This window comes from Kribbella voronezhensis, from assembly GCF_004365175.1.
Lineage (GTDB): Bacteria > Actinomycetota > Actinomycetes > Propionibacteriales > Kribbellaceae > Kribbella > Kribbella voronezhensis.
In genome coordinates, this window is sequence record NZ_SOCE01000001.1 from 5,332,562 (window position 1) to 5,355,332 (window position 22,771).

25 protein-coding genes are annotated in these 22,771 nt (G+C 68.8%); 13 read left to right on the top strand and 12 right to left on the bottom strand.

Features of this window, described 5'->3' with window-relative positions; all coding sequences use genetic code 11:
- Nucleotides 1–17 precede the first annotated feature (17 nt).
- The 4 genes from EV138_RS24900 to EV138_RS24920 all read left to right on the top strand — a co-directional run bounded on the left by EV138_RS24900 (nucleotide 18) and on the right by EV138_RS24920 (nucleotide 5,124).
- A complete protein-coding gene (locus EV138_RS24900) occupies nucleotides 18–797 on the top strand; it encodes an isoprenyl transferase (protein WP_112244371.1) in 780 nt (259 codons plus the stop codon).
- Nucleotides 798–2,239: 1,442 nt separating this feature from the next.
- The gene (phoH2, locus tag EV138_RS24910) at nucleotides 2,240–3,577 is read left to right on the top strand and encodes an RNA 5'-3' helicase PhoH2 (protein ID WP_112244369.1); all 1,338 of its coding nucleotides are present in this window, start codon (nucleotides 2,240–2,242) and stop codon (nucleotides 3,575–3,577) included.
- A gap of 162 nt (nucleotides 3,578–3,739) precedes the next feature.
- Nucleotides 3,740–4,438: an aggregation-promoting factor C-terminal-like domain-containing protein gene (locus EV138_RS24915; RefSeq protein ID WP_133981189.1), complete on the top strand. Its 699-nt coding sequence runs from the start codon at nucleotides 3,740–3,742 to the stop codon at nucleotides 4,436–4,438.
- A gap of 44 nt (nucleotides 4,439–4,482) precedes the next feature.
- The gene (locus EV138_RS24920) at nucleotides 4,483–5,124 is read left to right on the top strand and encodes a spermidine synthase (RefSeq protein ID WP_133981190.1); all 642 of its coding nucleotides are present in this window, start codon (nucleotides 4,483–4,485) and stop codon (nucleotides 5,122–5,124) included.
- On the opposite strand, the gene EV138_RS24925 is transcribed toward EV138_RS24920, so the two are convergent.
- Nucleotides 5,109–5,486, bottom strand: coding sequence for a DUF3224 domain-containing protein (locus EV138_RS24925; RefSeq protein ID WP_133981191.1), 378 nt, complete (start codon nucleotides 5,484–5,486; stop codon nucleotides 5,109–5,111). The genes EV138_RS24920 and EV138_RS24925 overlap by 16 nt on opposite strands.
- 103 nt (nucleotides 5,487–5,589) lie before the next feature.
- Here EV138_RS24925 and EV138_RS24930 point away from each other — a divergent pair, with 103 nt between their 5' ends.
- The 3 genes from EV138_RS24930 to EV138_RS37375 all read left to right on the top strand — a co-directional run bounded on the left by EV138_RS24930 (nucleotide 5,590) and on the right by EV138_RS37375 (nucleotide 7,903).
- Entirely contained in the window at nucleotides 5,590–6,990 is a 1,401-nt protein-coding gene (locus EV138_RS24930; protein WP_133981192.1) for a class II fumarate hydratase, read from the top strand.
- Nucleotides 6,987–7,679: a ribonuclease FAU-1 family protein gene (locus tag EV138_RS24935; RefSeq protein WP_238158338.1), complete on the top strand. Its 693-nt coding sequence runs from the start codon at nucleotides 6,987–6,989 to the stop codon at nucleotides 7,677–7,679. Before EV138_RS24930 ends, EV138_RS24935 begins: the two co-directional genes overlap by 4 nt.
- 62 nt (nucleotides 7,680–7,741) lie before the next feature.
- Entirely contained in the window at nucleotides 7,742–7,903 is a 162-nt protein-coding gene (locus EV138_RS37375) for a hypothetical protein (protein ID WP_166678669.1), read from the top strand.
- A 112-nt stretch (nucleotides 7,904–8,015) separates the two neighbouring features.
- On the opposite strand, the gene EV138_RS24940 is transcribed toward EV138_RS37375, so the two are convergent.
- Entirely contained in the window at nucleotides 8,016–9,680 is a 1,665-nt protein-coding gene (locus EV138_RS24940; protein ID WP_133981193.1) for a fumarate hydratase, read from the bottom strand.
- 140 nt (nucleotides 9,681–9,820) lie between these two features.
- Between EV138_RS24940 and EV138_RS24945 the strand changes: the two genes are divergently transcribed.
- Complete coding sequence (locus EV138_RS24945) at nucleotides 9,821–10,513, top strand: DUF1707 SHOCT-like domain-containing protein (protein WP_133981194.1); 693 nt, start codon at nucleotides 9,821–9,823, stop codon at nucleotides 10,511–10,513.
- A gap of 61 nt (nucleotides 10,514–10,574) precedes the next feature.
- On the opposite strand, the gene EV138_RS24950 is transcribed toward EV138_RS24945, so the two are convergent.
- Entirely contained in the window at nucleotides 10,575–11,921 is a 1,347-nt protein-coding gene (locus EV138_RS24950) for a 2-isopropylmalate synthase (protein WP_238158339.1), read from the bottom strand.
- 240 nt (nucleotides 11,922–12,161) lie between these two features.
- Here EV138_RS24950 and EV138_RS24955 point away from each other — a divergent pair, with 240 nt between their 5' ends.
- Nucleotides 12,162–12,830: a FadR/GntR family transcriptional regulator gene (locus EV138_RS24955; protein ID WP_238158340.1), complete on the top strand. Its 669-nt coding sequence runs from the start codon at nucleotides 12,162–12,164 to the stop codon at nucleotides 12,828–12,830.
- On the opposite strand, the gene EV138_RS24960 is transcribed toward EV138_RS24955, so the two are convergent.
- The 3 genes from EV138_RS24960 to glpX are packed head-to-tail and all read right to left on the bottom strand — an operon-like array spanning nucleotide 12,827 to nucleotide 15,299.
- Nucleotides 12,827–13,309 carry a hypothetical protein gene (locus EV138_RS24960; protein WP_133981196.1) on the bottom strand — a complete coding sequence of 161 codons (483 nt, stop codon included), beginning with the start codon at nucleotides 13,307–13,309 and terminating at the stop codon, nucleotides 12,827–12,829. The genes EV138_RS24955 and EV138_RS24960 overlap by 4 nt on opposite strands.
- On the bottom strand, nucleotides 13,306–14,268 hold the full coding sequence (locus EV138_RS24965) for a carbohydrate kinase family protein (protein ID WP_133981197.1): 963 nt from the start codon (nucleotides 14,266–14,268) through the stop codon (nucleotides 13,306–13,308). Before EV138_RS24965 ends, EV138_RS24960 begins: the two co-directional genes overlap by 4 nt.
- On the bottom strand, nucleotides 14,265–15,299 hold the full coding sequence (glpX, locus tag EV138_RS24970) for a class II fructose-bisphosphatase (RefSeq protein ID WP_133981198.1): 1,035 nt from the start codon (nucleotides 15,297–15,299) through the stop codon (nucleotides 14,265–14,267). The genes EV138_RS24965 and glpX overlap by 4 nt, the downstream gene beginning before the upstream one ends.
- Nucleotides 15,300–15,367: 68 nt before the next feature.
- Here glpX and EV138_RS24975 point away from each other — a divergent pair, with 68 nt between their 5' ends.
- Nucleotides 15,368–16,006 (top strand): DUF4245 domain-containing protein, encoded by a 639-nt coding sequence (locus EV138_RS24975; RefSeq protein WP_133981199.1) that lies wholly within the window; start codon nucleotides 15,368–15,370, stop codon nucleotides 16,004–16,006.
- 120 nt (nucleotides 16,007–16,126) lie between these two features.
- Nucleotides 16,127–16,792 (top strand): nucleotidyltransferase family protein, encoded by a 666-nt coding sequence (locus EV138_RS24980; RefSeq protein ID WP_133981200.1) that lies wholly within the window; start codon nucleotides 16,127–16,129, stop codon nucleotides 16,790–16,792.
- A gap of 69 nt (nucleotides 16,793–16,861) precedes the next feature.
- Here the strand turns inward: EV138_RS24980 and EV138_RS24985 are convergent, their stop codons facing one another.
- Nucleotides 16,862–17,182: a DMT family transporter gene (locus EV138_RS24985; protein WP_133981201.1), complete on the bottom strand. Its 321-nt coding sequence runs from the start codon at nucleotides 17,180–17,182 to the stop codon at nucleotides 16,862–16,864.
- Nucleotides 17,182–17,781 (bottom strand): flavodoxin family protein, encoded by a 600-nt coding sequence (locus tag EV138_RS24990; RefSeq protein ID WP_133981202.1) that lies wholly within the window; start codon nucleotides 17,779–17,781, stop codon nucleotides 17,182–17,184. The genes EV138_RS24985 and EV138_RS24990 overlap by 1 nt, the downstream gene beginning before the upstream one ends.
- 41 nt (nucleotides 17,782–17,822) lie before the next feature.
- On the opposite strand from EV138_RS24990, the gene EV138_RS24995 reads away from it, so the two are divergent.
- Nucleotides 17,823–18,458 carry a TetR/AcrR family transcriptional regulator gene (locus EV138_RS24995; RefSeq protein WP_133981203.1) on the top strand — a complete coding sequence of 212 codons (636 nt, stop codon included), beginning with the start codon at nucleotides 17,823–17,825 and terminating at the stop codon, nucleotides 18,456–18,458.
- On the opposite strand, the gene EV138_RS25000 is transcribed toward EV138_RS24995, so the two are convergent.
- Complete coding sequence (locus tag EV138_RS25000; protein WP_133981204.1) at nucleotides 18,455–19,945, bottom strand: FAD-dependent monooxygenase; 1,491 nt, start codon at nucleotides 19,943–19,945, stop codon at nucleotides 18,455–18,457. The genes EV138_RS24995 and EV138_RS25000 overlap by 4 nt on opposite strands.
- A gap of 71 nt (nucleotides 19,946–20,016) precedes the next feature.
- Between EV138_RS25000 and EV138_RS25005 the strand changes: the two genes are divergently transcribed.
- Nucleotides 20,017–20,694, top strand: coding sequence for a TetR/AcrR family transcriptional regulator C-terminal domain-containing protein (locus EV138_RS25005; RefSeq protein WP_202866814.1), 678 nt, complete (start codon nucleotides 20,017–20,019; stop codon nucleotides 20,692–20,694).
- Here EV138_RS25005 and EV138_RS25010 read toward each other — a convergent pair.
- Genes EV138_RS25010 through xseA form a run of 3 tightly spaced genes read right to left on the bottom strand, consistent with a single transcriptional unit; the run spans nucleotide 20,680 to nucleotide 22,652 of the window.
- Nucleotides 20,680–21,183: a GNAT family N-acetyltransferase gene (locus tag EV138_RS25010; protein WP_133981205.1), complete on the bottom strand. Its 504-nt coding sequence runs from the start codon at nucleotides 21,181–21,183 to the stop codon at nucleotides 20,680–20,682. The genes EV138_RS25005 and EV138_RS25010 overlap by 15 nt on opposite strands.
- 10 nt (nucleotides 21,184–21,193) lie before the next feature.
- Nucleotides 21,194–21,445 carry an exodeoxyribonuclease VII small subunit gene (locus EV138_RS25015; protein WP_133981206.1) on the bottom strand — a complete coding sequence of 84 codons (252 nt, stop codon included), beginning with the start codon at nucleotides 21,443–21,445 and terminating at the stop codon, nucleotides 21,194–21,196.
- Nucleotides 21,435–22,652 (bottom strand): exodeoxyribonuclease VII large subunit, encoded by a 1,218-nt coding sequence (gene xseA, locus EV138_RS25020; protein WP_133981207.1) that lies wholly within the window; start codon nucleotides 22,650–22,652, stop codon nucleotides 21,435–21,437. The genes EV138_RS25015 and xseA overlap by 11 nt, the downstream gene beginning before the upstream one ends.
- Nucleotides 22,653–22,771 lie beyond the last annotated feature (119 nt).

A 22,771-nucleotide genomic window follows, 5' to 3' on the forward strand; every position in this document is an offset into this window, starting at 1 on the left:
GAGGAGATCATCTGCCCATGCGGACACCTGGCAAGCAAAAGCTGCGCAGCGCGGTGTACGGCCTGTACGAGCGCCGGCTGGCGCGATCGCTGTCACCGGACCGGATGCCACGCCACATCGGCGTCATCATCGACGGCAACCGGCGCTGGGCCCGGGCGACCGGCGACCCGGTCTCGCGCGGTCACGAGGCCGGGGCGAACAAGATCACCGAGTTCCTCGGCTGGTGCGACGAGGTCGGGGTCAAGGTGGTCACCGTCTGGATGTTGTCCACCGACAACCTGAGCCGGCCGGCCGAGGAGCTGGAGCCGCTGCTGCGGATCATCGAGCAGACGGTCGAGGAGCTCACCTCGATCGGCCGCTGGCGGATCCACCCGGTCGGCGCGCTCGACCTGCTGCCCGGCGCGACCGCCGAAGTACTGAAAGGCGCGGAGGCAGCCACCCAGAACGTCGAGGGAATGCTGGTCAACGTCGCCGTCGGGTACGGCGGCCGCCGCGAGCTGGCCGATGCCGTTCGCTCGCTACTGCTGGAGGAGGCGGCCAAGGGCATCTCGATCGAGGAGCTGGCCGAGCGGGTCGACGTCGAGCACATCGCCGAGCACCTCTACACCAAAGGCCAGCCCGATCCGGACCTGGTCATCCGGACGTCGGGGGAGCAGCGGCTGGGCGGGTTCCTGCTGTGGCAGAGCGCGCTGAGCGAGTTCTACTTCTGCGAGGCGCTCTGGCCGGACTTCCGGCACGTGGACTTCCTCCGCGCGATCCGGAACTACGCGCAGCGCGAGCGTCGCTTCGGGACCTGAGTACTGCGGCCGCAGGCGACCCGCGGCCGCACCGGCGACACGTAGTACGGCGGCGCAGGTAGTAGGCGTAGGTGGCTGCTCCCAGGGCAGCGCCCCAGACGACCCAGAGCGTGCCGGGTAGGACCAGACCCCACTCGTCGTTGTTGTCTTCCAGCCGGATGTTCATCAGCCCGGCCGGGATCAGTACCGCGGCCGGCACGATTGCCAGGGCGGGTGGGATGCGCCGTCCCGCCTTGAACCAGATCCAGCGCGGGTAGACCTCGCCCCAGCGATGCACCAAACCGTGGGTGAGGACGCTGCCACCGAGGGCCAGCACTGCCAGCGCGAGTCCCATCTCGAGCATGTACGGCGTGTCCGCCATCATCCGGTGGAACTCGTCGCTGATGCCGAGTGGCCAGCCGAAGTACCAGGCGATGCGGGTGAACTCGTACGGGAGGTTCACGACCACCGCTAGCTGGACGGCACGGCGTCCCCAGCGCAGTGAGCCCTCAGGGGTTTGCCAAGCCTTCACAGGGCGGTCGCTGCGTCCACAGCTCAGGCAGAGGTCGCGTGTCCGGCGGTGGTACGCGAGCGCGGTGGCAGCCCACAGGAGGCCGCCGACGAACATCAGGATGAGGTTCACCCGGTGCCAGTACAGGATGTCGCCGAGGCCGTCCTGCTGACCGGGGACGCCGGTGAAGGCGAAAACGATCAGTGCGGGGGCCATGGCAACCATTGCCAACAGCGTGTAATCAGGGATCAGCAGCGCGAGGACTACCGCGAGTACTACGGCGAACGCCTCGAATGCCTTCGAACGCTTGAAGGTCATCACTACTGCGACCGCTGCTCCCGTGAAGCCGACTGCGGCCAGCACAGGCGCCACGACGTGCGCCGGTGTGCCTTCGAGCAGCGAGGCGGTCGAGTGGTCGTCGTCGACCTTGGCAAACGGGTAGCTCGCCCCGCCGGCCGTCCAGTACACGCCGAGTACGCCGTAAAGGAAAGTCCAGACGGCTGCCAGGTAGCCCGTCCAGACCGGCCAGCTGCGGAGCGTTGCTTTGAGCATGCGTTCAGCGTGGCGCGGCAGCGCGCAGTACTGGCTCACCCTGCTGAGCGAGCGTCGTCCCCCGGGTGGGGGAAAGGTGTAACACCGTGTTAACCCCCGCGGGCTGGCGTGTCGGGCTGCGGCTGTTGCCCGACCGACCTACTCTCAACAGTGACGGTCGGAGGGGAAGCCGGTCGTCCGGGAGGCCCGATCAGATGAGACATGACTGCTCACCGGTAGCCCCATGAGGGGCCGAACGGAGTGCCCGAGACCCTCGGTCTCAACCTCGCTGATTTCCGGTCGCGCGAGCGCTGCGTGGCGGAGGGGGCCTGCACCAGGCCCCCGGGCCCGGACCCGGTCCAACACCTAACCACTGGTGGACCGGGCGTGGTGCACGCTGCGGTCCGAGAGGACGTGCGACATGGCTGCCACCCACGCCAAGGCGTCAAACCCCTCATCCACGCCGGACCAGCGCACTTTCGTGCTGGACACCTCCGTGCTGCTGTCGGACCCGCATGCGATGACGCGGTTCGACGAGCACGAGGTGGTCATTCCGGTGGTCGTCGTCACCGAACTGGAGGCAAAACGGCATCATCCTGAGCTCGGCTACTTCGCTCGGACGGCCTTGCGGCTGATGGACGAGCTCCGGATCCAGCACGGACGGTTGGACGCGCCCCTGCCAGTGGGGGAGAAGGGTGGAACACTCCGGGTCGAGCTCAATCACACCGACCCGAACGGGCTCCCGGCCGGCTTCCGGCTCGGGGACAACGACAGCCGGATCCTCGCGGTCGCCTGCAACTTCAAGGCCGAGGGCCGCGACGTCACGCTGGTCTCCAAGGACCTGCCGATGCGGGTCAAGGCGTCGGCCTGCGGGCTGGTCGCCGAGGAGTACCGCGCGGAGCTCGCGCTGGAGTCGTCCGGCTGGACCGGGATGGCCGAGCTCGAGGTGCCGACCAGCGACGTCGACTCGCTGTACGAGGACGGCGTACTGGACATCCCCGAGGGCCGGGACTTCCCGACCCACACCGGGCTGGTGCTGCTGTCGGAGCGCGGCAGCGCGCTCGGCCGGGTGATGCCGGACAAGCGGATCCGGCTGGTCCGGGGCGACCGGGAGGCCTTCGGCATCCGCGGCCGGTCCGCGGAGCAGCGGGTCGCGCTGGACCTGCTGCTCGATCCCGACGTCGGGATCATCTCGCTCGGCGGCCGGGCCGGTACCGGTAAGTCGGCGCTGGCCTTGTGTGCCGGGCTGGAAGCGGTGATGGAGCGCCGGCAGCACAAGAAGGTCGTCGTCTTCCGGCCGTTGTTCGCGGTCGGCGGCCAGGAACTCGGCTACCTGCCCGGTTCGGAGTCCGAGAAGATGGCGCCCTGGGCGCAGGCCGTGCACGACACGCTGGGCGCGCTGACCAGCGGTGACGTGATCGACGAGGTGATGGACCGCGGCATGCTCGAAGTACTGCCGCTGACCCACATCCGCGGCCGGTCGCTGCACGACGCGTTCGTGATCGTGGACGAGGCGCAGTCGCTGGAGCGCAACGTCCTGCTGACCGTGCTGTCCCGGATCGGGGCCAACTCGCGGGTCGTGCTGACCCACGACGTCGCCCAGCGGGACAACCTGCGCGTCGGCCGGCACGACGGCGTGGTCGCGGTCGTGGAGAAGCTGAAGGGGCACCCGCTGTTCGCCCACGTCACGCTGACCCGGTCGGAGCGGTCGCCGATCGCGGCGCTGGTGACCGAGATGCTGGAGGACGTCCAGCTCTGAAAGGTCATTCTGTAAAGCCGAAGTAAGACTTTCGCGGTACCCGGTGCGGCCACAGGCCATGTGGCCGCACCGTTCATTGTGACGTGGTTGTGATCACGGTGTGTTTAGGCCAGAGTATGTTCCTGTTGCAGCCGACGGGGGTCGGGTATCTCGGAAGGACAGATGAAAGCGAAGCGCTCCGTCGCGATCCTCGCAGTGAGTGGGATCGTCGTCGTCTCGGTTGTCGCAGGACTCGACCTCTTCAGCTCCCCGGGGAGCAGCGCCGCCTCGGACCCGGTGTCCGGCCGCGCCGAACTCGCCGTGCTGAACAGTGAGAAGGCCAAGGCCGCGAAGTCGCCGTCGGCCAAGCCGCTCAGCATCGAGGAGCAGGCCCAGGAAGTCGCCCAGCTGCGCAACCAGATCGAGGCCGTCGAGGCCGCCCGGAAGGCGATGCAGGACCAGGCCGCGCTCCGGCGCAAGGCCAAGAACGCCGCGATCGCCCGCTACAAGGCCCTGCAGAAGACCGACGACAAGTCCCGCGACGAGCGCGCCAGCCGCGACGCGGAGCGCAAGAAGATCTCCGGTACGCCGAAGGAGATCGCGATGAACCTGCTCGCCGACCACGGCTGGAAGTCGAGCCAGTTCAGCTGCCTGGACAGCCTGTGGACCAAGGAGTCCCGCTGGAAGGTGAGCGCGGACAACCCGACCTCCAGCGCGTACGGCATCCCGCAGGCGCTCCCCGGCAACCGGATGGCGGCGTACGGCGCCGACTGGCGCACCAACCCCGTCGTCCAGATCAAGTGGGGCCTGGACTACATCGAGGACGCCTACGGCTCCCCCTGCAACGCCTGGTCGCACTCGAAGGCCAAGGGCTGGTACTAGTCCTTCTTGCCGGTCCTGGTCCTGCTTGCGGCAGGATTGCCCGGGTGAGCGAGGTTGCCAGAGCCCTGAGCGAGCGGGGTGAGTTGGTACTGCGGCGCCGCGCCGGCGACGGTGCGCTGGAGTTGCGGGTCAACGGTGTGTTCGTGATGGACGACCGGGAGACGTCCAGCGAGGAGCTGCTGGCCTTGGTTGCGCTACGCGGCTCGCCTTCGAGGTTGCTGGTCGGCGGGCTGGGGCTCGGGTACACCGTGCGGACGCTCCTGGCCGACGACGGCGTACGGGAGGTTGTCGTCGCCGAGATCGAGCCGGAGCTCGTGCAGTGGATGCGGGACGGGCTGGTGCCGTCGGTGCTGGACGACCCACGGGTGTCGGTCGTCGTCGGTGATGTCCGGGACGCTGTCGGGCTCGAGCAGCCTGGTTCGCTCGACGGGATTCTGCTCGATGTGGACAACGGGCCGGACTTCTTGGTGTACGACGAGAACGCGGCGATCTACGAGTCGTCGTTCCTTGCCCTGTGCAAGGAGAAGCTCCGGGCGGACGGCGTACTGACCGTGTGGTCGTCGTCGGAGTCATCGGCGCTGGAGACCGCAGTACGGGCTGTCTTCGGGCGTTGCGAGGTCAGGCCAGTCCCGGTGGAGCTGCAGGGGCGCGACGAGACGTACTACGTGTATCAGGCCAGCTCGTAGTCGAGGGTGAGCCGCGGGCCCTGGTCGTCGTGCTCGTAGACGACCGTGCCGGTCAGGCCTGCCAGCCCCCCGGTGGCGGCCACGATCTTGCCGTGGGACGCGTCCTCGTCGGAGCTGGCGCCGTGCACCATCACGAAGTCGCCCTCCTGACCGGCCAGCGTGCCGGTGAACCGCTCGACCGCCGTGTACGCCGCCGGGCCGGCCTCGGTGCCGACCATCAGGAGCTCGGCCGCGCTGGTGCCGATCAGCTCGCCGTCGCTGAAGTTCTTGCCGACCGACGCGCGGCCCAGGGTGAGGTCCCCGTCCTCGTCGTACGACGACTGGTCCCACTTGGTGATCTCGAAGGGCTGGGTGAACTTCATCGCTGCTCCTCGTGTTTCCTGCGGTGTCGGGTTTCCTTGTGGCGTTGTCCACAGAGGTTCTATCAGTCCCCGGGGACGGTGCCGATCGACGTACTCTGCAGGTATGGGTGACACAGCGGAATTCAGGATCGAGCACGACACGATGGGCGAGGTCAAGGTGCCTCGCGACGCGTTGTGGCGGGCGCAGACCCAGCGTGCGGTGGAGAACTTCCCGATCTCCGGCCGGCCGCTGGCGCCGGCGCTCGTGCACGCGCTCGCGCAGATCAAGGCGTCGGCGGCGGTGGTGAACGCGGAGCTCGGCGTGCTGTCGGCCGAGCAGGCCGAGGCGATCGTCGCGGCCGCGGACCGGGTGGCCGCGGGGGAGTTCGATGCCGAGTTCCCGATCGACGTGTTCCAGACCGGGTCCGGCACGTCGACGAACATGAACGCGAACGAGGTGCTGGCGACCCTGGCCGGCCGCTCGTCCGGCACCGAGATCCACCCGAACGACCAGGTGAACGCGAGCCAGTCGAGCAACGACACCTTCCCGTCGGCGATCCACGTCGCGGCCACGGCGGGTGTCGTCTCCGACCTGTTGCCGGCGCTGGAGCACCTGGCGGAATCCCTGTCCCGGAAGGGATCTGAGTTCGCCGAGGTGGTGAAGTCCGGCCGCACCCACCTGATGGATGCCACACCGGTGACGCTCGGCCAGGAGTTCAACGGCTACGCCACCCAGGTACGCCGCGGCGCCGAGCGGGTGCGGGCGACGCTGCCCCGGGTAGCCGAGCTGCCCTTGGGTGGGACGGCCGTCGGTACCGGGATCAACACGCCACCGGGCTTCGCCGCCAAGGTGATCGCCGAGCTGAACCGGCGGACCGGGCTGGAGCTGACCGAGGCCGAGGACCACTTCGAGGCGCAGGGCGCCCGGGACGGCCTGGTCGAGTTGTCGGGGCAACTGAAGACGATCGCGGTCAGCCTGACCAAGATCTGCAACGATCTGCGCTGGATGGGGTCGGGGCCGCGGGCCGGGCTCGGCGAGATCTCGCTGCCCGACCTGCAACCGGGGTCGAGCATCATGCCGGGCAAGGTGAATCCGGTGATCTGCGAGGCGACGCTGATGGTCGCGGCGCAGGTGATCGGCAACGACACCGCGATCACGGTGGCCGGTGCCGGCGGCAACTTCGAGCTGAACGTGATGCTGCCGGTCATCGCTCGGAACCTGCTCGAGTCGATCGAGCTGCTGACCAACTCGTCGCGGTTGCTGGCCGATCGCTGTGTCGACGGGATCACCGCGAACGTCGAGCACGCGCGGTCGCTGGCGGAGTCGTCGCCGTCGATCGTGACCCCGCTGAACCGCTACATCGGCTACGAGAACGCGGCCGCGGTGGCGAAGAGCGCGCTCAAGCAGGGCAAGACGATCCGCGAGGTCGTGATCGAGAACGGTCATGTGGACAAGGGCGATCTGACCGAGGAGCAGCTCGACGCCGCTCTCGACGTGCTCTCGATGACGAGGCCCGGCGCGTGACGGCGGCGGAGCCGCTGCCCGGCGTCGAGTACTACTGGGAGCCTGGTACGACGATCGAGTGGGTCTATGCGGGCGCCGGGCGGCACAGCGATCTGCCGAACGTGCGGCCGATGACAGTGGTTCAGGACGACGAGGACGGCCTGGTTGCCTGGCTCGCGCCGGGGACGCCGCTGATCAAGCCGGTGCTCGTCGACGGGCGGGAAGTGCGGCACGCCGGCCCGGTCGGGATGTTCGTCGAGGAGCGGGTGCTGAAGCTCGACGTCTGGCGCGGGACAGGGATCCTGAAGGTGTCGCCGACCGGCAAGCCGTGGTCAGTGTGGCATTTCTGGGCGGCCGACGAGACCTTCCTCGGCTGGTACGTGAACCTCGAGGCCGAGCACGAGCGCGACCTCGACGGTCGCCGGACCACCTCGGTCGACTACGTGCTCGACCTGTGGATCACGCCGGACCGGGTGATCGAGTGGAAGGACGAGGACGAGCTGGAGGGTGCAGTGGCCGGCGGGCGGTTCACCGAGGAGGAGGCGGCCCGGATCGTCGCCGACGCGCAGACCGCAGTACGGGACATCGAGGCTTGGACGTCACCGTTCGCGGACGGTTGGAAGGACTGGCGGCCCGATCCGCTGCTCCGGCTGCCGGAGGCGCCGACCGGGTTCGCCGTCACCCACATCGCGACGGAGCTGCTCGGGTGAGCCGCGGAAACGAGTAGGTCACGGGAGGATCTTTCCGCCGGTAACGGACTTACCGTGGATTTATGAACACGATCGAACTGAACGACGAGGAGCTGCGCATCGTGCGCGCAGCCCTCCGCTCGTACCTCCAAGCCTTCGGCCACAACGAGGCCGACCAACTCCGGGCCGCGAAAGACCTGATGCGCAAACTCCCGGACCCAGCCACAGCAGCAGCCACCGGCTGAGCCCACGCCCACCTCCACCTCCGCTGTACTAGGTGTGTTCACCTGCGGGGCGGACCGTGAGGGGGACGGGCTTGGCGGGGTCGCCGCACCGCGGCCGCCGTGGGCGGTTGGTTCAGGTGCGGGGGCGGACCGTGAGGGGGACTGGTTTTGCGGTGTCGGTGAAGAAGTCGTTGCCTTTGTCGTCTACTACGACGAAGGCGGGGAAGTCTTCGACCTCGATCTTCCAGACGGCTTCCATGCCGAGTTCGGCGTACTCGATCACGTCGACCGACTTGATGCAGTCCTGCGCGAGCCGGGCCGCGGGGCCGCCGATCGAGCCGAGGTAGAAGCCGCCGTGCTCCTTGCACGCCTGCGTCACCTTCGCCGAGCGGTTGCCCTTGGCAAGCATCACGAAAGACCCGCCGGCCGCCTGGAACTGGTCGACGTACGCGTCCATCCGCCCCGCCGTCGTCGGCCCGAAGGAACCGGACGCGTAACCCTCCGGCGTCTTGGCCGGCCCGGCGTAGTACACGGCGTGGTCCTTCAGGTACTGCGGCATCGGCTCGCCGGCGTCGAGGCGCTCCTTGATCTTGGCGTGCGCGATGTCGCGGGCGACGACCAGCGGTCCGTTCAGCGACAGCCGCGTCTTCACCGGCAGCTTCGACAGTTCGGCGCGGATCTCGCTCATCGGCCGGTTCAGATCGATCCGTACGACGTCGGCGTCGTCGGCCAGGTGCTCGTCGGTGGTGTCCGGCAGGAACCGCGCCGGGTCACGCTCGAGCTGCTCCAGGAACACCCCCTCGGCGGTGATCTTGGCCAGCGCCTGCCGGTCGGCCGAGCAGGAGACCGCGATCGCGACCGGGCAGGACGCGCCGTGCCGCGGCAGCCGGATCACCCGGACGTCATGGCAGAAGTACTTCCCACCGAACTGCGCCCCGATCCCGAACTGCTGGGTCAGCTCGAACACCTTCTCCTCGAGCTCGAGGTCCCGGAAACCGTGCCCCACCGGCGATCCCGAGCTCGGCAGCGCGTCCAGATAATGCGCCGACGCGTACTTCGCCGTCTTGAGCGCGAACTCGGCCGACGTCCCACCGACGACGATCGCCAAGTGGTACGGCGGGCAGGCCGCCGTACCGAGGGAGCGGATCTTCTCGTCCAGGAACTTCATCATTCCGTCCGGGTTGAGCACCGCCTTCGTCTCCTGGAAGAGGAACGACTTGTTCGCCGACCCACCACCCTTGGCCATGAACAGCAGCTTGTACGCCGGGTTGTCACTGCCCGGCGTCGAGTAGAGCTCGATCTGGGCGGGCAGGTTCGAGCCGGTGTTCTTCTCGTCCCACATGGTCAGCGGCGCCATCTGCGAGTAACGGAGGTTCAGCTTGGTGTACGCGTCGTACACACCCCGGCTGATCCACTCCTCGTCGACCGCGTTGGTGAGCACGCCCTCGGACTTCTTGCCCATCACGATCGCCGTACCGGTGTCCTGGCACATCGGCAGCACGCCGCCGGCCGAGATGTTCGCGTTCTTCAGCAGGTCGAGCGCGACGAACCGGTCGTTCCCGGACGCCTCCGGGTCGTCGATGATCCGGCGCAGCTGGGCCAGGTGGGCCGAGCGGAGGTAGTGCGAGATGTCGTGCATCGCCTCGGCGGTGAGCATCCGCAGTACGGCGGGGTCGACCTGCAGGAAGGTGCGGCCGCCGGCCGTGAAGGTGCTCACTCCCTCGGTGGTGAGGAGCCGGTACTCCGTGTCGTCGGCCCCGAGCGGGAGCAGGTCGGAGTAGGTGAAATCGGCAGACACCGGGCGTACCTCCAGGCAAGTGGTCTGAGCTGCACCAGCCTAAGCGAGCGCTCTGGAGTCCACAGCTCAGGGTTGCCTAGGGGACGAGCCGGGGGGAAAACCTCATCCGGGGTGACCGTGGTCGCGCGTACTGTTTTGCCGTGGCTCAGGACGAGGTTCCCCAGCAGAACGATTCACCGCGCCCGCAGGATGCGCCGCGCGCGCCGACCGGTGACGAGCTCGCCCTGCGTAGACGGGTCTCCGATCTCGAGCGCGAGGACGTCGCCGAGAAGCTCCGCGAGGCCGCCGGCGAGGGCCGGTTGAGCTACGGGGAGCTGGAAGAGCGCCTGGAGACGGTGTACGCCTCGAAGACGTACGGCGAACTGGTGCAGCTCACCGCCGACCTGCCGAACGGCCTCGCCGTACCGGCTGCCGCCACCGCGCCGACCACGCACTACGCGCCGAACGTTCCCGCGACGGCGCCGGTGATGACCGTCTTCCTGTCCGAGCAGAAGCGCCTCGGCGCCTGGCTCCCGGCCCAGCGCCAGGAGGTCAACGCCGTCCTGGGTGACGTGACGCTGGACTACACCGAGGCCCAACTCCCGTACGACGAGATCTTCATCGAGGTGAAGTCGATCCTCGCCGACGTGAAGATCCGCGTTCCGCAGAACGCGATCGTCCACCTGGACAGCAACCCCATCCTCGGCTCCGTCGCCGAACAGTCAGCCACCTTCGCCGGCGCCGATCCCACCCCCGGCCGGCCGAAGGTCTTCCACATCCACGGCACCGCCATCCTCGGGGAAATCAAGATCAAACGAGGCCCCCGCCTCAGCAAACGCCTCGGCCTGAACTGACCCAGCCGACCGGCGTCGCCCGGGGCGAGCAGCAGCTCGCTGTCCCGGGCGACGCCGGCTGTCAGTTGGAGTTCCCGAAAACCTCCTCGTACAGCTCCTTGAGTTCCTGAGCCGTCGCTTCCCGCCCGGTCGTGTCCGTGCGCACCTGTACGTGCCGCGCGAACTCGGCCTCCTCCGCCGACGACAGCCGTACGCCGTACGCCGTCTCCAGTACGTGCGCGATCCCGCCCTTGCCGGACTGGCTGTTCACCCGCACGACGGCCTCGTAGCCGCGACCCACGTCGGCTGGATCGATCGGCAGGTACGGCACTTCCCACGCGGCATCCGGGTCAGCCTCCCGGCGTACTGCGAACCCCTTCCGGATCGCGTCCTGATGGGTGCCCGAGAACGCGGTGTAGACGAGTTCGCCGACGTACGGGTGCCGCGGGTGAATCGGCATCCGGGTGCAGTACTCGACCGTCTCACGGATCCGGTCGATGTCGGAGAAGTCGATCATCGGGTCGACACCTTGTGCGTGCAGGTTCAGGGCGAGGGTGGCCAGGTCGACGTTCCCGGTGCGTTCGCCGTTGCCGAAGATGCACCCCTCGACCCGTTGCGCTCCGGCCAGGACGGCGAGCTCCGCGCACGCGATCCCGGTACCGCGGTCGTTGTGCGGGTGCACCGACAAGATGACCCCGTCACGACGCGGGATGAACTTGTGCATGTACTCGATCTGGTCGGCGTACACATTGGGAGTGGAGGCCTCGATCGTGGCCGGCAGGTTGAGGATCACCGGTCGCTCGGCCGTCGCGTCCCACACCTTGGTGACCTGGTCGGCCAGCTCGAGGATGAAGTCCGGCTCGGTCAGGTTGAACACCTCGGGCGAGAACTGGAACCGTACGGTGTCGCCGGCCAGCCGGTGGATCTGCTCGGCGCCCACTCTGATCAGCTCGGCCAGCTCGTCCCTGGTCCGGCGCAGCACGATGTCTCGCCAGACCGGTGCGGTGGCGGCGTACAGGTGGACGACGACCTGGCCGCGGAAGCCGGCGATCGATTCGAGGGTCCGCTCGATCAGGTCGGGCCGGGCCGGGGTGAAGACCACGATCGTGACGTCGGGTGGGACCAGGCCGGAGGTCGCCAGCAGCCGGACGAAGTCGAAGTCGGTCTGCGAGGCGGACGGGTAGCCGACCTCGATCTCTTTGTAGCCGATGGCAACCATCAGCTCGAAGAAGCGGCGTTTGCGGTCGGTGTCCATCGGCTCGGCCAGCGCCTGGTTGCCGTCGCGCAGGTCGACCGGGACCCACAGCGGCGCGGCGGTGATCCGGCGGTCGGGCCAGTCGCGGTCGATCGGAGGGATCGGCACCTTGGCGAAGATGTCGCGATAGCGGTGGCTGGGCATGGGGGAGTGCTGCTGGCGGTTCCAGTACATGGGTGGGTCCTTCGGCTCGAAGCACGGGGACCGGCAGACGACAGCGCTCCACGGAGGGGCGCCGGTCGAATCAGCTCCCGCCGTGGCGGCCAAGAAGGAGGCGACCCAGGAGCAGGCCGGCGCACGAGAGGCGGCCGGCCGGAAGCTGCGACTGGGAGAACATACGACCACCGTAACCCGAGATGAACTCCTCAGACAAGCTGATAACTCCTGCGACCAGCTGCCCGTAGACTGAGCCGCATGATCCGCCGTCATCCGCTGGCCGAGCAGGCCGCCGAGGAGTTGCTGCGCCGGATCGGCGACGGCGAATGGGCGCTGGGCCAGAAGTTGCCCGGCGAGACGACGCTCGCCGCGCAGTTGGGGGTCGGCCGGTCCACCATCCGCGAGGCCGTCCGGGAGCTGGCCGGCAGGCGCGTGCTGGAGAGCCGCCAGGGCGCCGGCGTGTTCGTGATCGCGCAGCAGGCCGCGGAGGAGTGGGACCAGGTACTACGACGCGCCGGCATCACCGACGTGCTCGAAGGCAGGCTGGCGATCGAGTCCGAGGCGGCTCGGCTGGCAGCATCCCGGCGTACGCCGGCCGACCTCAAGAACTTCCGGCGCACCTTGGCCGACCGGGAGAAGGCGTCCGCGAGCGAGCCCGACGACCGGTATGTCGAGGCGGATCTCGCATTCCATCGGGCGGTCGTCACGGCGGCGCACAACGCCGTACTGAGCGAGCTGTTCGACAGCTTCCAGCCGCGGGTCCGGCGCGCGATGATCGACATGCTGCGACTGGACGACGAGCACCGGCATCGCCATGACCAGACCGCCCACCAGGCGATCGCGGACGCCATTCGCGACCGTGATCCCGAGCTCGCCGCCGCGAAGACGCGCGATCATCTCAGCGCGGTCCGCAGCAGCGTGAACTAACTGGTGCGCTGCGCGTGCACAGTGCGAAGCCAGGTGGCCAGTTCGGAGAGATCGCGAGCGTTGTCCTGCGGGATGCCGAGGGCAGTGGAGCCGTCGATCGGATGGACCTGGATGGTGCGCAGGCCGGGGAGGCCGGATGGGTCGTCGATGTGGGCGATCTCGGGCCAGGGGAGGAAGCCCGCGGTCCTGCGGTCGACGTGGATGCCAGTGCGGTCGACGGTGATCGTGGGGCGCCGGGTGATGAGCTGGAACGTCGTGAGGGCGACGACCGCGAGGAAGCCGACGAGGGCGGTGATTCGCAGTACGCCGACAGCGCCGGACACGTCGCCGTGCAGGACGTGATCGACGTTGCTCCACACGGACATGGCCAGCAGGAGGACGAACACCGCGAGGCGGATCGCCAGGCGATCGCGGCGTTGCGGGAACACCACCCGCTCGGCCTTCTCGAACTCGGCCGACCAGGCGTCCGCCGTACTCATCCCCACGTCGCCTGGTGCTCAGCCGCGGTCGGCGGATCCGCGCCGTGCCGGGTGCACGTGATCGCGGCCGCCTTCACCGCGTAGTCGACGACGTCGTGCAAACTCTGCTCTGTAAGGCCTTTCAGCCGTACTTCGCCCAACAAGCCGCGCGATTGCAGGCCGGCGATCAGCGCGGACATGAACGAGTCGCCGGCCCCGACCGTGTCGACGACGTCGATCGCCGGTGCGGCGACCTCGACGCGCGCGGTACGGCTGACCCCGATCGCCCCCTCGCCGCCGCGAGTGATCACCACGCACTTGGTGCGGTCGACGCTCAACAGTTCGCCCGCGATCTCGTCGGGTGACAACCCAGGCTGCAAGAACTCGCAGTCCTCGTCGCTGAGCTTCACCAGATCCGCAGTCGCAGCCAACGCCCGTACTGCGGCCCAGGTGCTCACGGGATCGGGAGTGATCGTCGGCCGCGCGTTCGGATCGAGCGTCACCGTTACCGGCTCCGACTCCAGTGACGCCAGGAATCGGCGGATCTCCGCCGCACCCGGTTCGAGAACCGTCGCGATCGACCCGGTGTGCACCGCCGGGCAACCACGCGACAGCGAGAGCGCCGGCGGATCCCAGGTGATGTCGAACTCGTACGACGCGACGCCGGCCGCATCCAGCTTCGCGGTCGCGGTGCTGGTCCGGAAGCTCGGGTCCACCGAACCCGGCGCCAGCTGGACTCCGTTGCCGAACAGGTGCGCGCCGAGCTGATCGCCGTACTTGTCGGTGCCGAAGCGCGTCACCAGTTCGGTCGGCAGGCCGAGCCGGGCGAGGCCGACGGCGACGTTGGCCGGCGAGCCGCCCGGGGTCGCCTTGCTGCCGTTCTTCCCGTTGCGCCCGTTGGAGCCGTTGGATCCATTGCCGGGACCACCGCTGACGATGTCCACGAGAGCCTCGCCCACGACGAGGACAGGTGCCGTCATCGGGCGTGCTCGAAGTCGATCGCCGAGTACGCGCGCAGCTTGGAGAGCTGGTGTTCGCTCTCGATGCTGCGGATCGTGCCGCTGCGCGAGCGCATCACCAGCGAGTGGGTGCGCGCGATCGAGCGGCGGTAGCGGACACCGCGGAGCAGTTCGCCGTCGGTGATGCCGGTGGCGACGAAGAAGCAGTCGTCGCCGCTGACCAGGTCGTCCGTGCTCAGCACCCGGTCCAGGTCATGGCCGGCATCGATCGCCTTCTGCCGCTCGTCGTCGTCGCGGGGCCACAACCGCCCCTGGATCAGGCCGCCGAGGCACTTCATCGCGCAGGCGGCGATGATGCCCTCCGGCGTACCGCCGATGCCGATCAGCATGTCCAGCCCGGTGTCGGGCCGGGCCGCCTCCACCGCGCCCGCCACGTCGCCGTCGCTGATGAACTTGATCCGCGCCCCGGTCGCCCGGATCTGCGCGGCCAGGTCGTCGTGCCGCGGCCGATCCAGCAGTACGACGGTGACGTCGTCGACCGACGAGCCCTTGGCCTTCGCGACCCGGCGGATGTTCTCCGCGACGGGGAGCCGGATGTCGACCACGTCGGCCGCCTCCGGGCCGACCACCAGCTTCTCCATGTAGAAGACCGCGGACGGGTCGTACATGGAGTGGCGCGGTGCCACCGCCATCACCGCGATGCCGTTCGCCATTCCCTTCGCCACCAGGGTCGTCCCATCGACCGGGTCGACCGCGACGTCGCACTCGGGTCCGTCACCGGCGCCGACCTGCTCGCCGTTGTAGAGCATCGGGGCGTTGTCCTTCTCGCCCTCGCCGATCACCACCACGCCGTTCATGCCGACCGTGCCGATCAAGGTACGCATCGCGTTCACCGCAGCGCCGTCCGCACCGTTCTTGTCGCCACGACCGACCCAGCGGCCTGCCGCCATCGCGGCCGCCTCGGTCACCCGGACGAGTTCGAGGGCGAGGTTGCGGTCGGGGGCGTCCTTGTCGACCTCGAGATGGGCGGGGGGAGTGCTGGCGTCGCTCATGGCACGGATCGTAGCCAACGGCCGACCTGGTTGATCGGCCGAGTTCGGCGACAAGGGACACTGGGGACATGAGCCCGACCGATTCCGAGCCGACCCGAGCGCAGTCCCGCGTCGAGGAGAACGTTTCCCTGGAGTTGGCCGAGCGGGCCCGGGTTCGCGCCGAAGCCGCGGCGTACCGGGCGAAGGCCAACGCCGACCGGGCGAAGGCGCGGACGCTGACCAACATGTTCTGGGCGATGCTGGCCTGCCTGATCGTGGTCGCCTTCCTGGCGGTCGTCACCTGGCGGCCGAAGGCGGAGAAGGTGCGCGCGGTCGAGTACACAGCGCAACTGCAGGATGCCAAGAAGGTGGCGCCCTGGGTGCTCGGCCCGGCGCCGATGCCGGCCGGCTGGACCGCCACCAGTGTGGAATTCCGGGCCCCGGAGCAAAGCCCGATGACCTGGCACCTGGGCATTGTCACCAAGGACAAGAAATACGTCGGGCTGGAACAATCCAATGTCACCGGCAAGAATTTCCAGACCGACGAACTCGGCAAGACCGCCGACGACGGTACGTCGACCGTGGCGGGCGTGGTCTGGCAGCGGAAGACCTTGCTGGACAGGCGAGATGAACACGCGCTTGTTCTGATCGGCTCCGGGGTGACCACGATCGTGACCGGAAATGCCGGCTATCCGGCGCTCGAAACGTTCGCGGCCGCCTTGCGCTGATTCCCGCGCGTTATGCACCGTTGACATCACGGGTCCCGGCGTTGTTCGATCGATGGATCGAATCGACGAAGGAGCCCGCCATGCTCACCCCCTCTTCCCTGCTCGGGGACTGAGGCGGCCATGTTCGTCACCGGATTGCTGCTTGCTGCCGAGGGGTCGCCGACGCTGGGCGTCCCCAAGCAATTGCTGTCCTACCAGGGCGAGACGCTGCTGGACGCCGCGCTGGACACGGCGCGCAACTGCGGGTTCGACCAGTTGATCGTGACGCTGGGAGCGGCGTCCGAACAGGTCCGCGAACGCGTCGACCTGGACGGCGCGCGGGTGGTGGAGTCCCCGCACGCCGACACCGGTAGCTCGTCGATCGTGCCCGCGCTCGACGTGGTCGATCGGCGTACGGACGGTCTGGTGGTGATGCTCGGGGACCAGCCGGGGGTGACGTCGGCCGCCGTCTGGTCGCTGGTTGCCGAGGTGGCCACGCCCGTCGGGGTGAGCCGCTACGACAACGGCCGTGGCCACCCGTGCTTCTTCACCCGGGAGATGTTCGGCGAACTCCGCACGCTCCGGCGCGACCAGGACATCTGGAAGCTGATCGACGAGGGCCCGCGGCCGGTGACCGAAGTCGATGCCATCGGCAACGTTCCGCTCCGGGTGCAGAACTGGGACGACTACCAGAGCCTCGTCTCGCAGCACGAGCCCAGCGGCGTACCGCCCGCCATGCCCCCGATCCACGCCACCCGCAGCCGCCTCCACCGCCGCCGTCGCCGCCGCGAAGGCACCGGCCACTAGGGCACGTCTCCCAATCCCCTGCGTGCTGCGCGGCACCTGCTCGCGACTGCAGGGATTGGGAGACGTGCCCTAGGCGCTGCCGGTGATTCGCAGGCCGACCACGCCCGCGACGATCAAAGCGATACAGGCGATTCTCGCGGCTGTGAGTGGTTCGCCGAAGAGCAGCACGCCGAGCGTGACGACGCCGATCGAGCCGAGGCCGGTCCAGACCGCGTACGCCGTACCGACGGGCAGCCGGTCGAGGGTTCGGGACAGCAGGACGACCGAGATGACGCCGAAGACGAGGACACCGGCCGTCGGCCAGAAGCGGCTGAAGCCCTCGCTCGGTTTGAGGCTGAGCGCGAAGGCGATCTCGAAGACCGCCGCCGCGACCAGGACCAGCCACGCCATCAGGCGGCCAGCGAACCGCGCAGGTGCCGCAAGGTGACCTTGGCGACCCGCTCGCCCAGGTAGGCGGCCGTGCGCAGATCGGTCTCCGGCGGCGCCTTCTCGGCAGACACGTCGGCATCCGACTGCGCGGTCGCGCCGAGCCAGCTGCCGAGCCGGTTCAGGTCCTCGATGCTCGCGGTCGACTCGGCCCACCCGGGGTAGAGGTCGAGGCCGACCCAGATCATGCCGTGCTGGGCGGCGAAGACCGAGAAGTCGACCAGCGTGTTCAGCTTGTCGCCGGCCATCGCCTTCGAGTTGGTGAACCCGGCGGCGAGCTTGTCGCGCCAGCCGAGGTCGGCGGCCCAGACCTTGACGCTGGCCTCCGCGAACGCCTTGAAGACAGCGCTCGGGCTGCCCATGTAGGTCGGCGCGCCGAAGATGATCGCGTCCGCGGCATCCAGCCGGTCCCACAGCTCATCGGTCAGCTCGTCCAGCGCGACGAGGTCGGCGACAACGCCCGGTACGGCGGCTGCGCCCGCCGCGACGGCCTCGGCCTGCCTCGCGGTGTGCCCTCGGCCGGAGTGGTAGGCGATCGCGACGCGGGCGGTTTCGGTACTCATGGTGTTTCCTCCAGGGTCTATAGCGGACTACAGTCCGTCTCATGAAGGACAGTACCGGACCACGGTCCGTTTCTCAATCGGGTCTGCCGTTGCTTGATGAGCCACGCCCCGAGCGGGCTGACGCGCGCCGTAACCGGCTGAAGGTTCTGGAGGCCGCCGAGCGGCTTTTCGCGGAGCAGGGTGTGAAGAACGTGTCCCTGGACGCGATCGCTGCTGCCGCGGGTGTCGGCAAGGGGACGGTGTTCCGGCGCTTCGGCGATCGGGCCGGCCTGGCGGTGGCGCTGCTGGACGAGCGTGAGGTGGAGCTGCAGGCGAAGATCTTGTCCGGTCCGCCGCCGCTGGGGCCGGGCGCTCCGGCCGTCGAGCGCGTCACGGCCTTCCTCGACTCCTACCTCGAGCTACTCGACCGTCATGTCGAACTGTTCCTGGACAGCGAGAACGCCTCCGACGGCGCCCGCTACCGAATCGGCTCGTACCGCCTCTGGCATCGTCACCTGGCGATCCTGGTGGCGGAAGCGCGGCCGGAGTTGGATGCGGAGTACACGGCGCACTTCCTGCTGGCTCCGCTGGCCGCCGACCTGCACGACGCGCTTCGCTCCGAGGGCTTCGAGCTGGCGCGGATGCAGAGCGGCCTTCGCGCTTCGGTGGTCAGGTTGCTAGGTGGCCCGCCGGCCTAGGCAAGCGGATCGCTCGTGGCCGGGCCGAGCCAGGTGGTGAGGGCGTCGGTCAGTCCGGAATCCTCCTCGCCATCCTCACTGGCCCAGGCGACGTAGCCGTCGGGGCGGATGAGAACGGCAGCCGGTGTGGCGATGTCGCCGACACCTGGGACTGTCCACTGCCGGGTCTCGCACTCTGCGGCGACGCGGTCAAGCCGATCCGCCCATCCGGTGAGGGATGTTGCCGGGGCTCCGCCGAGTGTCAGGAGCAGCGGGCGTCCGGTCCGCAGGAGTTCGCACACTCGGGTGGCCTCACCGGCGACGAGGAGATCGGCGTCGGGGACGCGGCGGCCGGCGAGTGGGTGATCGCCCTTGACGTCGTACTGGATGTCGAGGGCGGTGATCATCAGCCCGAGCCGCCGGCGTACGTCGGCGATGTCGAACAGTCCTGCGAAGGTCTCGCGCAGCGCGTCGCTGTGCGGGCCGGGCCGGGAGAGCGCGGTCTGTGCCCGGGTGTTTTGCAGCACGCGAGCAGCGACCGGATGACGTTCGGCCGCATAGCTGTCGAGCAGATCGTCGGAGGCCTCCCCGCGCAGGACGGTCGCGAGCTTCCAGCCGAGATTGACGGCGTCCTGGACTCCGGTGTTCAGTCCCTGGCCACCGGCGGGGTAGTGGATATGGGCGGCATCGCCGGCCAGGAACACCCTGCCCTCGCGATAGCGGTCTGCCTGGCGGGCCGCGTCGCCGTACTGCGACACCCATCGCGGGCTGTGCATGCCGTAGTCGGTGCCGGCGACCTCGCGGAAGGACTCACGGAAAGCCTCGAAGTCCGGCTCGGTGGAGCGATCGAGGATCCGGTCGTGGCGCTGCACCAACAATCGGTACCAGCCGGGCTCGAAGGCCATCACCGAGAAGTCACCCGGCCCCCGGCGGCGGGAGAAGACCGTGCCCGCGGGCGGATCGGCGAGTTCGACGTCGGCCAGCAAGCCCGTCATGGTCGCCTCGGTGCCGCTGAAATCGATCCCGGCCAGCTTCCGCACCGCGCTGCGGCCGCCGTCGCAACCGACCAGATAGTCACACCGGATCCGGTCGCCGCCGCCGGTCTCGACCTCGACGCCGGTGGCGTCCTGGTGGAATCCGAGCACCGGTGATCCCCAGCGCACCGGCGCTCCGAGCTCAGTGACGTAGCCGTCGAGCTCGCGCTCGATCGCGGCCTGCACGATGCCGAGCGTGAACGGGTAGCGGGTGGGGAAGTCGCTGAAGTCCAGGCGAAGTCCTGCGAAGTGGCCCGCCTGGATCGGTCGCCCTTGTGGGAGCAGGCGCTCGAGCAGGCCGCGCTGGTCGAAGAGCTCCATGGTCCGGGCGTGGATGCCGCCCGCGCGTGATTCGCCGCTCCGGCCCGGCAGGGCATCGAGCACGACCACATCGATCCCGGCCAGGCGCAGCTCGCCGGCCAGCATCAGCCCGGTCGGTCCGGCGCCGGCGATGACCACCTGAGTTGTCTCCATGACGGCTCCTTAACGTTGTTAGATTCTCTTTAACGATGTTAAGGAGAGCAGAACGTTGTTAAGGTGTCAAGGTGAGACCAGGAACAGGCGCGAAGCTCGACGCCGGGATGATCGCCACCGCTGCGCTGGAGCTGCTCGACGAGTCCGGCGTCGACGGGCTGACGATGCGCAAGGTGGCCGCTGCGCTCGGCGTCCAGGCGCCGGCGCTCTATTGGCACGTCAAGAACAAGCGGGAGTTGCTCGACGCCATGGCTCGGGCGTTGTTCGTCTCCTCCGTCCACGGACTCGAGGCGCCGCGGCGCGAGACGGACTGGGAGGAGTGGCTGATGGAGTTGGCCGGCCGCCTGCGTTCCGCCCTGCTGCGCTACCGCGACGGCGCCCGGGTGATGGCCGGAACCGACATCAGCGACGAGTCCTTATGGCGGGTGACGGAACTGATCCTGCGCACGCTCGAGGATGCCGGTTTCTCGATCCACGAGGCCGCTCGGGTCTTCCCGATCCTGCTGCACTACACGATCGGTTTCGTCATCGAGGAGCAGGCTCGGGCCGGCCTCGAGTACCCCGACGGCAACCCGTACCGGCCCGACCGCCTGGCTCAGGTGGTCGACGGCGAGCGCTATCCGCTGACGGCGCAGATGGTGGGCGATCTCTTCACCACCGACCAGGACGCGGAGTTCGACCACGGCCTGCGCGTCATCTTGGCCGGCATCCGCGCCACGACCGGACAGAGACCTTCAGAAGGCGGCTAGGTCGAGAGTCAGGCGTAGCTCGGGAAGCTTGCCGAGACTGGAGCTAGCGCGCGCTGCTGTCTCGGCAAACCCGTAGCGCCGGTAGAACGCGCGGGCCCTGGCGTTGGCCTCGAGAACCCAGAGCCACACCTCGGTGCAACCTTCGCCGCGGAGATCGGTGATCGCCGCGTCGGTCAGCAAGCGACCGGCACCGGTGCCCCACCAATCGGGGTGAACGAAGAGGGCGTAGAGCTCGCCGGCGTCGGCTGGTCCCTCCCTGGCCGGTCCCATGCCTGAGTAGCCGACGATTCGGTCGCCCGCTGCCGCGACATACAGGCGGGAACGGCCCGCGGTGATGCTTTCCGCCCAACCAGCGGCGATCTTCGCCGGGTCCATCGCATCGAGAAAGTCCTGCGGCACCAGGCCGGTGAACGCTCCGCGCCAACTGGCGACCCGAGCCACGGCCGCGCCGTACAGGTCGTTGGGTTGGGCTGGGCGGACGGTCAGCATGGGGCCGGGGTCAGTCGGGCTTCTTCTCGGTGTGGGCGGCTTGGGCTTCGGCCAGGCGTTTGCGGGCGCCGTCGAGCCATTGCTGGCAGGTGGCGGCCAGTTCTTCGCCGCGTTCCCACAGGGCCAGGGATTCTTCCAGGGTGGTGCCGCCGGCTTCGAGTTTGCGGACCACCTCGACGAGCTCCTCGCGGGCCTGCTCGTAGGAAATCTCGGGTCGATCGGCGGTCACTTGCTCTCCTCGGGGCTTGCGGTCACTTGCCATCTTGCTGCACTTCCACGTCGAACCGGCCGTCGCTGACCCGCGCGTTCAACACATCACCAGGCGACACCTGCCCGACTTCCCGTACGGCGGTGCCGTCGGCCAGCTGGAGCACGGAGTACCCCCGCTCGAGGGTCGCCTTGGGAGACAGGGCCCGCACGCTCGCGAGCCGATGAGTCAGATCGTCTCCGGCCCGGTCGAGCCGATGCGTGAGGGTCCGGCGGCTGCGGTCGAGCAAGGCGGCAACCTCGTCCGAACGGCGTTGCAGATCGGTCGTCGGAGCAGCCAGCGACGGGCGGCTCCGGATCGCGGCGAGCGCGTGCGTCTCGCGATCGAGCCAGCCGGTGATCGCCCGGAGTCCACGCTCGCGAAGCAGCCGGACCCCGTCGAGCTCCTCGCGGACGTCGGGCACGATCCGCTTCGCCGCGTCGGTCGGGGTGGAGGCGCGAAGGTCGGCGACCAGGTCGAGCAACGGCGAATCCGGCTCGTGCCCGATCGCGCTGACCACCGGCGTACGGGCCTGGGACACCGCGCGGATGAGGCCCTCGTCCGAGAACGGCAGCAGGTCTTCGAGTGAGCCGCCGCCGCGGGCGATGACGATCACCTCGACCGCCTCGTCCGCGTCGAGCCGGCGCAGCGCGGTCATCACCTCGCCGGCCGCGGCCGGACCCTGGACCGACGCGTACTCGACGCGGAAGGCGACGGCAGGCCAGCGACGCTTGGCGTTCTCCAGGACGTCGCGCTCGGCCGCCGAGTCGCGGCCGCAGACCAGGCCGATCGTGTGCGGCAGGAACGGCAACGGCTTCTTGCGGTACGCCGCGAAGAGCCCTTCGGCGGCGAGCAGCTGTTTCAGGCGCTCGATCCGCGCCAGCAGCTCGCCGATGCCGACGTGGCGGATCTCGCTCACCGCCAGCGCCAGGGTGCCGCGGCGGGCGAAGAAGTTGGGCTTCGCGTTGACCACGACTCGCGAGCCGTCGGTGACGGGTGGGTCGACCGCTTCGAACACCCGCCGGTTGCAGGTGAAGCGCAGCGAGATGTCCGCATCGGTGTCGCGCAGCGTGCCGAACACGGTGGTCGTGCCGCGCCCGATCGACACGTCCGTCAGCTGCCCCTCGACCCACACGGCGCCGAGCTGGTTGATCCAACTGGCAATGCCGTTCGCAATCGTGCGAACGGCTGCCGGCGCATCCGGTGAAGTCTCCAAAGCCACCCCGCGACTCTACGGTGCCGCACCGACAGTCCAGGTCAGGCCTGTGGACAACGCGCCGCCGACCACCAAACCCCAGTACTTTCTCCGATGTGCAGCTGTGTCTGCCGGTTTCGAGGTCA

Excerpts from the sequence above, each read along its gene's own strand:
- EV138_RS24900 (WP_112244371.1), top strand. The coding sequence starts at position 18 with ATGCGGACACCTGGCAAGCAAAAGCTGCGCAGCGCGGTGTACGGCCTG.
- phoH2 (WP_112244369.1), top strand. The coding sequence starts at position 2,240 with ATGGCTGCCACCCACGCCAAGGCGTCAAACCCCTCATCCACGCCGGAC.
- EV138_RS24915 (WP_133981189.1), top strand. The coding sequence starts at position 3,740 with ATGAAAGCGAAGCGCTCCGTCGCGATCCTCGCAGTGAGTGGGATCGTC.
- EV138_RS24925 (WP_133981191.1), bottom strand. The coding sequence starts at position 5,486 with ATGAAGTTCACCCAGCCCTTCGAGATCACCAAGTGGGACCAGTCGTCG.
- EV138_RS24930 (WP_133981192.1), top strand. The coding sequence starts at position 5,590 with ATGGGTGACACAGCGGAATTCAGGATCGAGCACGACACGATGGGCGAG.
- EV138_RS37375 (WP_166678669.1), top strand. The coding sequence starts at position 7,742 with ATGAACACGATCGAACTGAACGACGAGGAGCTGCGCATCGTGCGCGCA.
- EV138_RS24950 (WP_238158339.1), bottom strand. The coding sequence starts at position 11,921 with ATGTACTGGAACCGCCAGCAGCACTCCCCCATGCCCAGCCACCGCTAT.
- EV138_RS24955 (WP_238158340.1), top strand. The coding sequence starts at position 12,162 with ATGATCCGCCGTCATCCGCTGGCCGAGCAGGCCGCCGAGGAGTTGCTG.
- EV138_RS24960 (WP_133981196.1), bottom strand. The coding sequence starts at position 13,309 with ATGAGTACGGCGGACGCCTGGTCGGCCGAGTTCGAGAAGGCCGAGCGG.
- EV138_RS24965 (WP_133981197.1), bottom strand. The coding sequence starts at position 14,268 with ATGACGGCACCTGTCCTCGTCGTGGGCGAGGCTCTCGTGGACATCGTC.
- glpX (WP_133981198.1), bottom strand. The coding sequence starts at position 15,299 with ATGAGCGACGCCAGCACTCCCCCCGCCCATCTCGAGGTCGACAAGGAC.
- EV138_RS24975 (WP_133981199.1), top strand. The coding sequence starts at position 15,368 with ATGAGCCCGACCGATTCCGAGCCGACCCGAGCGCAGTCCCGCGTCGAG.
- EV138_RS24980 (WP_133981200.1), top strand. The coding sequence starts at position 16,127 with ATGTTCGTCACCGGATTGCTGCTTGCTGCCGAGGGGTCGCCGACGCTG.
- EV138_RS24985 (WP_133981201.1), bottom strand. The coding sequence starts at position 17,182 with ATGGCGTGGCTGGTCCTGGTCGCGGCGGCGGTCTTCGAGATCGCCTTC.
- EV138_RS24990 (WP_133981202.1), bottom strand. The coding sequence starts at position 17,781 with ATGAGTACCGAAACCGCCCGCGTCGCGATCGCCTACCACTCCGGCCGA.
- EV138_RS24995 (WP_133981203.1), top strand. The coding sequence starts at position 17,823 with ATGAAGGACAGTACCGGACCACGGTCCGTTTCTCAATCGGGTCTGCCG.
- EV138_RS25000 (WP_133981204.1), bottom strand. The coding sequence starts at position 19,945 with ATGGAGACAACTCAGGTGGTCATCGCCGGCGCCGGACCGACCGGGCTG.
- EV138_RS25010 (WP_133981205.1), bottom strand. The coding sequence starts at position 21,183 with ATGCTGACCGTCCGCCCAGCCCAACCCAACGACCTGTACGGCGCGGCC.
- EV138_RS25015 (WP_133981206.1), bottom strand. The coding sequence starts at position 21,445 with ATGGCAAGTGACCGCAAGCCCCGAGGAGAGCAAGTGACCGCCGATCGA.